Origin of the sequence: Flavobacterium sp. SOK18b (genome assembly GCF_014156605.1) — a bacterium.
Taxonomy (GTDB): domain Bacteria; phylum Bacteroidota; class Bacteroidia; order Flavobacteriales; family Flavobacteriaceae; genus Flavobacterium; species Flavobacterium tiangeerense.
On sequence record NZ_QKNZ01000033.1, the window covers coordinates 1 to 10,514 of the forward strand.

Below are 10,514 nucleotides of genomic sequence, written 5' to 3' on the forward strand. Positions count from 1 at the left end.
ATTAATGATACTCCACTAATTAATATTGGTAGAGGATATGATTGTTGAATGTTTGAAATAACTTCGTGAGTGTATATTAAATAATCTACTGCAATGAAATTAAACCTGGTTTTGAATTCGTCCCAAAAAGTAATTTCGGCAAAAAAGGTAAATACTAATATAAAGGTTACTACTGTGGTAAAAAACCAAATGAATATTTTATCAACCAACGAGCCAACCCATTTATTTGGAAAAATGAAGTAATAAATAATGGCAGGAAATACAATAAAACTAATTGTACCTATATCGAAAAATAATCCTGTTACTACCGTTCCTAAAACAGTGAAAATGTTAAACGAAACTTCGTCGTATTGCCATATAAAAAAAATAATTCTTACTATCTGAGAGATAATAACGAACCATAATACAAAAGTAAGTAACAATGCGTATCTGGTTGATAAGTTGGTTTTTTTGAACATAATAGTTGGTAAATAATATTTTGAAAGACAGTGAAATAGTGATTTGTAAATAATAAAAAGCACCCACACATACTGTCTAGATGCTTTAATAAAAATCTAACTAACTTTGTCTTTAGTGATGAAATTACCGTTCTCGTCAAAAAGCAAATCCTTGCCTTTAATTTCGGCTTCGTATATTACAGTACCTTTTTCAGTAACAATTTTTGCTGCTTCTTTTACTTTTTGATTTTTATAATTATCCTTTAAGTATTGCAACGCATTTTTAGGCAATTGACTGACTTTAATTTCAATTTCTGTTTCAACAATTTTTCCATCTTGACTTAACAAAACCGAATTATCTACATTATTCAAATCAAAACTTGCTTCAAAGTTTTTTCCTTCCTTATCCCATTTTACTTCTTTTGCTTTTGGAAATTTTTGAAGAAGCGCATTTTTGACTACTTGAGGCACATTTTGCTCTTTCTTTTTTTGAGCAAACGACACTAATGATACCATTATTAAGGTTATCACAACTATTGATTTTTTCATTGCTATTCTATTTTATAAATTAATAATAGCCAAAGGTGTAAACCAATTTAGAAGAAATATTGAATTTTGGGCTTGGGCCTGTTTTTTATGAAGTTTTTATGATATTACTTTCCAATAATCAGTTTTTGTTTTTCTATTCTATTGTTTTTAATAATGGCAACGGTTATCAATACCATTAAAATTGTAAATAGTATAGTTGACGAACCAATAGTTCCAAAATTTAGACCGCCTTTTTCCAAAGGTTTTGTAAGTAAATCTCCAAAAGTTGCTCCGAATGGTCGTGTTAAAACAAATGCTAACCAAAACAATAGTACTTCTGAAACTTTCACAAAATAGTGTGCTAAAATTATTAGCAGTAATAAACTTCCAATTAGCAACGCACCACCAAGAAACCCAAGACCTGAATTATCGGCTAAAAAGTCGCCTAACGCTGTACCCAATGTATTAGAAAATAAAATAGCTATCCAATAAAATGTTTCTCCACGAAATGTATTAATATCGTTTACGGATACTGATTTCTCCGTTTTTTTCCATGCTACAAATGTTGCTATCAATAGTGTAATTAGAATTAATGAACCGGTGGCATATCCTAAGCCTAATGTGCGATCCATAAAATCTGACATTGTAGTTCCAGCTGTGCTTGTTGCCAAAATTACAGACCAATATAGCAATGGTTTGTACTTTATAGCATACAATTGCAATTGAAGAGTAACAATGAAAAACCCAACTAAGATTAATGAACTCAATGCATAACCTATATTCAATGTCATTGAAAATAAATCTCCTGCTGTTTCACCTAAAGTGGTAGCGCAAATTTTCATTATCCAAAACGCCATTGTAATTTCTGGTAATTTTTTCATTAGAACTAATTTAGAATTTATAGTTGTAACCCAATCTAATTACTTGTGTTTCGTAATAGTCATTACTAGTGTAACTAAAATCCTGACCTTGAATTTCTTTTTTGATTACCAACGTATTAAATAGGTCGGTTGCATTTATAAAAAATTCTCCTTTACCATTTTGAACTGATTTTTTCAGTCCTAAATCAATTGAGAAACGCGATTTTATTTTGCCTTGCGGAATAATATCTGGTGCTAAATAAATAGCGGTTACTTGTGCATCCACTTTTTTAGTTAAGTGCAATGTGTTGTTCCACTTTATATTTCCAGAGAAAACATCTTGTTTCTCAGCAGAAAAGGTATTGGGCTCAGGATATAAATTTTGAATAGTAAACGCACCGATTTGATTGTAATAGGCATTAAGATTAATATTGGAAGAATACCATTTTACAATATCTTGTGAAATGACCATTTCAACACCTGTATTTGAACTTTTATTTACGTTTTGAAAAATGGCATAAATCAGATTACTACTAGGAACTGTAGAAGCTATTCTTGTTATTGTAGCATTGGCAAATCGATGGTAGATAGCGGAATATAAATAGCCTTTTTTCAAATTTCTTTTGAAACCTAATTCCACTAAATTGGTGAATTGTGGACGTAGTCCAGGATTACCAACTTTAATATTTTCGGCATCGTCATACTTTGGAAATATTCGAATATCAACTTCGTTTGGTCTGTCAATTCTGCGGTTGTAGAATAATGATATTTTGTTGTCATCATTGATTTTATAAGCAAAACGGAAGTTTGGAAATGGTTCGAAATATGAATATCCATCTGTAGCATAGGTAGGATGATTGGGATCAACTTCATATTCTAAATCTAAGTATTCTAGGCGAACTCCTATTTCCGCTTCAATTTTATTGGTTTCATAAATGTAGTTTCCATAAACGGCTGGAATGATTTCTTCATACGTAGCTTTACCACCAGCACTAGCATCTAAAGGTGAATTAGTTCCTGGAAAGAATTGCATGTTGGTTGGAATAATTCGGTTACGAAATTTGAACCCTGTTTCAATTCGTCCGTATTTTAAAGGCTTTATGTAATCGATATTTAGATCTACTACACTTTCATCTGATAATAATTTGAAGGAATCTTTACTCGAAGAACTTGGCAAAATGTTATCGAAGAAATATTTTTCATCTTCTCTATGAAAAGTATAATTGAAGCCTACATTTAACAAATGTCCGGCTTGCTTGAATTTATGTTGATAGGCAGCAGTTCCCATCACTGTTGTTTTTAATTCATCCTCTAAAAATTGCCAAAGTCGTAATCGTTCGGAATAGTCTGCATTAAAAAAAGGTTGATCGCCGTTATCAATAATTTTTTCTGAACCAAATAAACCCGAAACGGTTAGCATATTGTAATCATCAATATTCCAATCAATTCCCGATTTAATTGTTGAAAAATGGGTGTTTCGGTTTCTTTTTAATTGTTGGTTAATTATTGTGCCGTCATTGTACGTTCGTGTTACAAATTCATTCTTATTTAGGGTTTCTGTGTATAGATAATCGCCTTGAAAAAACGCATTAATTTTATTTTTGCGATAATTGAGTGATAGCGTAGGATTGATTTTTGGTGTTAGTGAATATTGTGGTCTTATTGTAGGCAAATTTTCTTTTCGTTCCCACAAAGCACCTAAACCCGACGTAAAACCCACTTTACCATTAAAGCCTTCTTTTTTGTTTTTCTTATAGATGATGTTAATAATTCCAGCATTACCATTGGCATCGTATTTTGCAGATGGATTATTAATGATTTCGATTTTATCTATTGCTGAAGCAGGAATATTATCTAAACCCGATTGATTTCCGAAGCCAGTTAAAGCAGTTTGCTTACCGTCAATCAATACACTAACTTTATCATTGCCTCTAATTTGTACTTTTCCGTCTTGGACAGTAACACCAGGTAAGTTTTGCATGGATTGTAAAACAGAGCCGCCACTTTGACTAATATTGTCAGCCATTGAAAACGTTTTTTTATCCATTTTCTCGCTGACAGTATTTGTTTTAGAAACCACTACCACTTCTTGTAAGGTTGTAGCATCTTCTTCCAGTTCGATAGTTCCTTGATCTAAAAATTCGGAAAGTGAACCAACATAAACTGTTTGTGTCTTGGTTTTGTAACCAATAAATGAGAATTCTAAAATATAGTTTCCAGATTTGATATTGGTCAATGAAAATCGACCTTCCTCATTGGTTATTGTTCCGGTAATTAACTTATTGTCATTTGAAGTTTTCAAAGAAACATTTACAAATGGTAATGCAAGTTTCGTTGTCTTGTCTTTTGTGATACCCGAAACTGTTACTGACTTATTTTGTGCCCTTAAATTTGCTACCAATAACAGTAGCATTGTTACTAAAAGAATGTTTTTAATTCGCATCATACTTTTCCCTTTTATTTTTTCAACAAAGGTGTGAATGGAATTTGAAGAAATATTGAATTTTAAAAAACTATTTCGAATTTGTGCATTCCATCTATAAAATAGTAGTTAATAGACCAATGGTTTGTATCAATAATTTTTTTAATGATGGATAATCCCAAACCATTTCCTTGAGAGGATGGATTGGATTTTGAAAAACGCTCAAACATTTTTTCAGTCTGTAATGGTAAAAGTGTTCCTGTGTTTGAGAATGTTATACTGTCATTAGTAAGTTTAACGATAATTTGACCATTGAGAACATTGTGATTTATAGTGTTTAAAAATAAGTTACTGATTAGCATTTCTGCAAGGAAATGATTTGAACTGACTACAACATTTTCCTCTAGTTCGGTAGTAATACTTATTTTTTTTGAAAGTGCTTGTTCACTAAAAAAGGTTAGTTGATTATTGATGATTTCGTAGAGATTTATTTTTTCAATCTCATAGTATGAATTGCTATCAATTTTTGATAGTACTAACAAATTTTTATTCAGCTTGACCAGTCTTGTAGTAGTGTTGTTTAAATCGTCAATCAATTTAAATTGTTCTGTATTTAAGTCTTTTCGTTGTAATATGTTTTCTAATTTTCCTTTGAAAATCGCAATTGGTGTTTGTAATTCGTGTGCTGCATTTTCTATAAACTCTCTTTGACTTTGATAGATACTGCTGTTTTTATGGATTAAGCTATCGATGGCATTATTTAATCGGTTGAACTCTTCGGTTGTGCTTTCAATTAATTTACCAGAAGTGGATTTGTCAATTTCAAATTGTTCCATTTTGTCTAAAGCTGCATAAAATGGTTGCCATAATTTTTTTGAAATTATTTTGGTGATAATGAAAAAGCCTATGATTAAAAGTATTAACAGTGAAATGAAAAGAAATACAGTACTTCCAATTAGATTTTCTTTTTCGACCATATTTATTTTAGCGGAAAAAGTAAGCCATTTGTCTTCAATTTTTATTGGTGAATTGAGAACTCTAAATGGTTCATTGTCTTTATTAAGTGCATCATAATAGCTGCGGTCAAATATGCTATCCTTTTGATTGCCATTGAATTTTTCGATAGTAACATTTCGATTGAACTTGTTCCAAAGAGTTATGTCCTTTATTGTTAAGTCTTCTTTAGTGAAGTTATCAAACTGCTTTTTTATGGCATACAAATCCTCATTGGCATCATCTTCATATAATATATTGGAAACAATATAGAATGCAGGACCAACTGTGATCAGTATTATTATAGCATAGATGAAATAATAATTAAGTGTTTTTTGAAGTAGTTTTTTATTCATCTTCCCATTTATATCCTGTTCCATATACTGATTTTAGGTAATCGGCCACGCCCATTTCTTTAAGCTTTTTTTTCATGTTTTTTATATGTGCATATACAAAATCATGGTTATCTAACATATCTGCCATATCACCCGATAAATGCTCTGCAATGGCACTTTTGGACAAGACTTTATTTTTATTACCAATCAAAAACAGTAATAGATCCATTTCCTTTTTGGTAAAGTCGATTTTGTTGCCTTTGATTTTGACCGACTTACTTATTGTGTCTATTTCTATTTCATTAAAAGAAATCACATTGTTTCCGTTGAATTGTTTTCGTCTAACCAATGCTTGAATTCTAACTAATAATTCTGATAAATGAAATGGTTTTGTTAAATAGTCATCTGCACCAAGTGTTAGTCCTTCAATCTTAGTTTCTAGAGTGTCTTTGGCAGAAATTATAATGACCCCATCTGTTTTGTTTTGCTTTTTTAATACTTTTAAAACTTTAAATCCATCACCATCTGTCAACATTAAATCTAAAAGAATACAATCGTACGAATATAATGCTATCTTCTCGATAGCAGCTTTTAAGGTAGTTGCTGATTCACATACAAAATCGTTACTGCTCAAGTAGTTTATGACACTTGTTGCAATTTCGATTTCATCTTCTATTATTAAAATTTTCATATTACAAAGAAACTAATCAATTTTGAATGAATGTTGAATTTTAATGTTTTACAACTACTTTTTCTTTGCTATCTTTCTTTTACTTCGGTTAAGGGCAACTATATTTTTTTGTAATTTGTTTTTTGAAATTATTACAAAGCACTAATAATATCCAAAAAATTCTTAGCTGTATAACATCCATCAACATTTTTACTTTCAAAGACCATAAAGTATTTATAGTTGTCGCCTGATTTTTCAGCCCATTTTTTACCTAAAATGTTTTTTGCTTTACTATCATCATTATCAAGAAAATCTCCTTTAGTTTCAACCAATACAATGTTTCCTTTTTGAGTGTACAGTATAAAATCAGGATAATGGTTGTTACTAAATCCGTTCAGGTAAAATCCTTTGTCTTTATTGTCGGAATTTCTATGCCAAAAAAGAACATTATCTAATGATGCTACATCCATTATCAGACTTTGTTCAAAATTATTCATAATACCTTCACGCTCATAAAGAGATTTGTTAATCATAGCTCCCTCTTTAGTATGAACTAATGAATCTTTAAATTTAAAACTTGGTTTAACAATAATTTTATTGGTGTCTAATAATTTTTTGAATTCTTCTTTAGCGTGTTGGTTTGTTAATTCTAGAATTTTAGCCTTTATTTTATAAATGTAATTGTATTCATTGTTTACAGCATCAATGATTTCTTCGGTTGAAAAATCACTAAAAATACGTTCAATATATTTTTTGATTTCTTGCTCCGCTATTGGGGTCATGTTGCCAATTTTGTTTACCATGATACTGGTAATATCTTTGACTTGCTTCTCTTTTGGTTTGGCAATGATGGTATCAACAAGTATTTTTTTGGCTTGAACGCTAAATTTAGAAATTATGGCATCTTTTCGCTTTTCATCATAATCTACTTTTACTACATCTGCACTAACACTATTAAAATCTATTTCAGTGTTTTTAGTAGAAAGTTTGAAAGTGCTTAGTAACTGGTCTCTATTTAGGAAAACTTCGCCTTGACTTAATTCTTCAAAAACTAATTCTTGATTTAATATGTTTTCTTCAAGCTTTTTATAGAATTGGGGTAATGCAATATCTTCTGCTACTTGATGAAAATGTTCTACAATTTTGTATCGTTTAGGTTCTTTTCCCATTTCTCTTAAAAGATATTCGGTGCTGTCTCCAGCATCTTCGGTTAGTCTATTCTCGAAGGCTTTTCCTTCCTCAATTGCTTTTTGAGTAATTTGAGAAATAGCTGTATTGGCAATCGGTGCGACTTCATTTGCCGTAGGATCAAAGCTAATGGCATCTAAATTGATATTTGTAATATCTGCGTCATCGAAGTGGGTTGTTACTTCTTCAGTACCTCCAAATAGTTCTCTGTTTAGAGCCTCTTTATCTGTGACAGGAATTTCTTCGGTGATAATTTCTTCAGCATAGTAGTCTTTGTTACTAAAGCCAGCATCTTGTAAACCTTTTACAATATTGTCTAATGTTTCATTGAATTTAGCGGAAGCGGTAAGAACAAAAGATAAATTTAATAATGGTTCTTTATGTTTAAGTACATAAGGCTGTCTTAGAACTCTACCTAAAATTTGTTCTACTTCAACAGCAGATGATTTATCGGCCAATGATGCTAGAATATATGCGAATGGACAGTCCCAACCTTCTTTTAATGCGTTTACAGTTATGATGTATCGCACGGGACAATTTTCGTCCATTAAATCAATTCCTTTCAATTCATCTAAACCACTTACTTTGATTTTGATTTGTTCTTCGGGAATTTTTAACTCGATTAATTTTTCTTTGATCTTTTGATAAGTAGTATTATCACTCCCTTTGATATTGGATTGCGCTTGAAATAAAATGATAGGTCTTATTTTCTTGCCTCCATCTAAACTTTCTTGAATTGCTAATTGCTCTAATTGTCTTTGTAAATGTAAAGCACTATTGATTACTTCTTCTTTACGGCTATGGTTGTAAACAATAACAGGAAGCTTTACCATGTGTTCCTTTTTTAGCTCAATAGCGTTCACATAGCTTACAATATTGCTATTCTTTTTTGGAGTAGCTGTTAAATCCAATACAAATGATGGATTTAAGTTTTGCAACATTTCTACACTCAAATCACTTTCGGCATTGTGACTTTCATCAACAATTACCAATGGGTTTAAGCTTCGAATTATATTTATTAAAGCACTTTCGTCTGTGTCTGGTAAAACTAAATCTTGTTCAACAACTGTATCTCTGAAAGCTTCTAATGCTCCGTTTTGTTGGTATATTTTACGGTCGTCTTTTTTCTTTGCATTGATTCGTAAACTGCTAAAATTGAAAACAAAAATATTCAGCTGTTCTGATACTGAAGTAGGATTAAAGTTTGCTCCTTGTAAAAGAGCTTCCTTTTCATATACTTCAACACTATGATTGAAGAGTGTATTTAATTTTTGACGATAAGGGTGAGTTGGGTCAGATAAATTACTAGCCGTTTGTTGCAATAAATTACTCCACGGAACTAACCAAACAACCGCTTTTGGGCGACTACTATCATAAGTATTAAAAATGGAATGTATGGCATTGCAAGCAATAAATGTTTTTCCTCCAGCTGTTGGAACCTTTATAGCTACGTGTGGTGTTTTGAGAATGTTGTCCTTGTAGGGACTCATACCACTGTAAGTACCGTCTAGTTTTAATTCGTAAGCACCTACTTTGTCTTCCCAATAATTTTTGAAAGCAAGGGCAGGAGTAGGATGTTTTTGTAAGTAATCTAAAAATAAATCTAAATCGTTTATTACTTGTTGTTGATAGGATTTTAACTCCATTTATTTTGTATTTGTATAAAATTCATATTTTTGTATCAAAGTTCGTCATGCCATTTGGATGAAGGAAATCGAGAAACGCAAGCCTAGATGCTATGCGTTTTTTGCTTTTATACAATTGTTTTATTTATTCCCTTTTTTCAACCCCTTTACCACTTTGTCGAAGTCAGAAATTATTTTTTGGGTTTTATTAAATGTTTCGTATTCTTTGATAGCTTTTTTATCAGCGGTAATCTTTTTTATTTTTCCTTTTCCTTCCAATACTTTGTAATCGTTGAAAGTAAGGAATTTGTTAACACTACTAGCTAACTCTTGCATTGTAAAAGTATTCTCTCTCTCGATTAACCCCTCAATGTAGTCAAAATAACCGGTTACTGTTCGCTCTAATTGCTTGATCTCTTTTTCTTGTAAATAATTCTTAGCAACAATAACATCTGATTTTAGTATTCTTCCATCGGGAGCATTTTTCCATGAAGTTAATCCCATATTTTCCTTTTTGCTGTCTGCTGCTTTGGATATTAATTCAGCTGCTGTTTTGCCTGTTATAGCAAAATGGAATTTATTTTGAACCATTGCATAAAAGCCTTTTGTTACTTCTGCATTTTTGTCATAATCAATTGAACACTCTGCAAATATATCAGTTACTTGTTGGTATATTCTTCTTTCACTTGCTCGGATGGAACGAACTCTTTGCAATAACTCTTTAAAATAATCTTTTCCAAAGAGTGTTTGTCCTTGTTTCAATCTTTGATCATCTAGTACAAAACCTTTTATGATATATTCTTTTAAAGTGTTGGTAGCCCAAATTCTAAACTGTGTGGCTTTGGTTGAATTTACTCTATATCCAACTGAAATAATGGCGTCAAGATTGTAGTATTTTTGATTTCTTGCTACTTCTCTTTCGCCTTCTTTTTGAACTTGTAAAATTTCTTTACAAGTTGCCTCTTGCTCTATTTCACCTGATTCATATATGTTCTTTAAGTGGATAGTTATATTTTGAGGCGTTGTGTCAAATAGCACTCCCATAGATTTTTGAGTGAGCCAAACAGTTTCGCCTTCTAAAAAGACATCTACTCTTACTGCTCCGCTTGGTGCGGTATATAATATAAATTTACTTAATCCTTCTTCCATAATTCAATTGATGTTATGTAAAATATCGTTATAACTCTTGCTGTTCCATTTCTTAATTTTCAATATGGACTTTCAGCCATTCTGTTTCATTATAATCAAGTGATTTTTCTGCATATTCTCTAAAAGAGCACAGAGCATTATCAATCACCTTTGCTGATTTTATGGTGCCATCAGAATTTCTATGTTTATAATGGCTTGGCTTAGAATGTCCTTCATTAGAAACATCTTCAATTCGTTTGAATTTGTTAGTAAAACAAATAGAACTATTTTTATTATCGTATTCAATCTTCACAATTTTATTTTCTTC

General features: G+C 31.2%; 8 protein-coding genes and 1 pseudogene. All 9 read right to left on the bottom strand.

The window, feature by feature from the left end:
- A pseudogene (locus tag DNC80_RS15800) lies at positions 1–458 on the bottom strand (LTA synthase family protein); the annotation flags it as partial.
- Positions 459–554: 96 nt separating this feature from the next.
- Positions 555–986 carry a PepSY-like domain-containing protein gene (locus DNC80_RS06750; protein WP_182650334.1) on the bottom strand — a complete coding sequence of 144 codons (432 nt, stop codon included), beginning with the start codon at positions 984–986 and terminating at the stop codon, positions 555–557.
- Positions 987–1,090: 104 nt separating this feature from the next.
- Positions 1,091–1,846, bottom strand: a complete 756-nt coding sequence (locus DNC80_RS06755; RefSeq protein ID WP_182650336.1) for a hypothetical protein — start codon at positions 1,844–1,846, stop codon at positions 1,091–1,093.
- A gap of 10 nt (positions 1,847–1,856) precedes the next feature.
- Positions 1,857–4,271 (bottom strand): outer membrane beta-barrel protein, encoded by a 2,415-nt coding sequence (locus DNC80_RS06760; RefSeq protein ID WP_370628712.1) that lies wholly within the window; start codon positions 4,269–4,271, stop codon positions 1,857–1,859.
- Positions 4,272–4,330: 59 nt separating this feature from the next.
- Positions 4,331–5,620: a HAMP domain-containing sensor histidine kinase gene (locus DNC80_RS06765; RefSeq protein ID WP_182650338.1), complete on the bottom strand. Its 1,290-nt coding sequence runs from the start codon at positions 5,618–5,620 to the stop codon at positions 4,331–4,333.
- Positions 5,589–6,266 carry a response regulator transcription factor gene (locus DNC80_RS06770; protein WP_182650340.1) on the bottom strand — a complete coding sequence of 226 codons (678 nt, stop codon included), beginning with the start codon at positions 6,264–6,266 and terminating at the stop codon, positions 5,589–5,591. Before DNC80_RS06770 ends, DNC80_RS06765 begins: the two co-directional genes overlap by 32 nt.
- 131 nt (positions 6,267–6,397) lie before the next feature.
- Positions 6,398–9,079, bottom strand: coding sequence for a DEAD/DEAH box helicase (locus tag DNC80_RS06775; protein ID WP_182650342.1), 2,682 nt, complete (start codon positions 9,077–9,079; stop codon positions 6,398–6,400).
- Positions 9,080–9,199: 120 nt separating this feature from the next.
- On the bottom strand, positions 9,200–10,207 hold the full coding sequence (locus DNC80_RS06780) for a virulence RhuM family protein (protein ID WP_182650344.1): 1,008 nt from the start codon (positions 10,205–10,207) through the stop codon (positions 9,200–9,202).
- Positions 10,208–10,259: 52 nt separating this feature from the next.
- A partial coding sequence (locus tag DNC80_RS06785; RefSeq protein ID WP_220485211.1) for a hypothetical protein occupies positions 10,260–10,514 on the bottom strand: 255 nt, incomplete at its 5' end.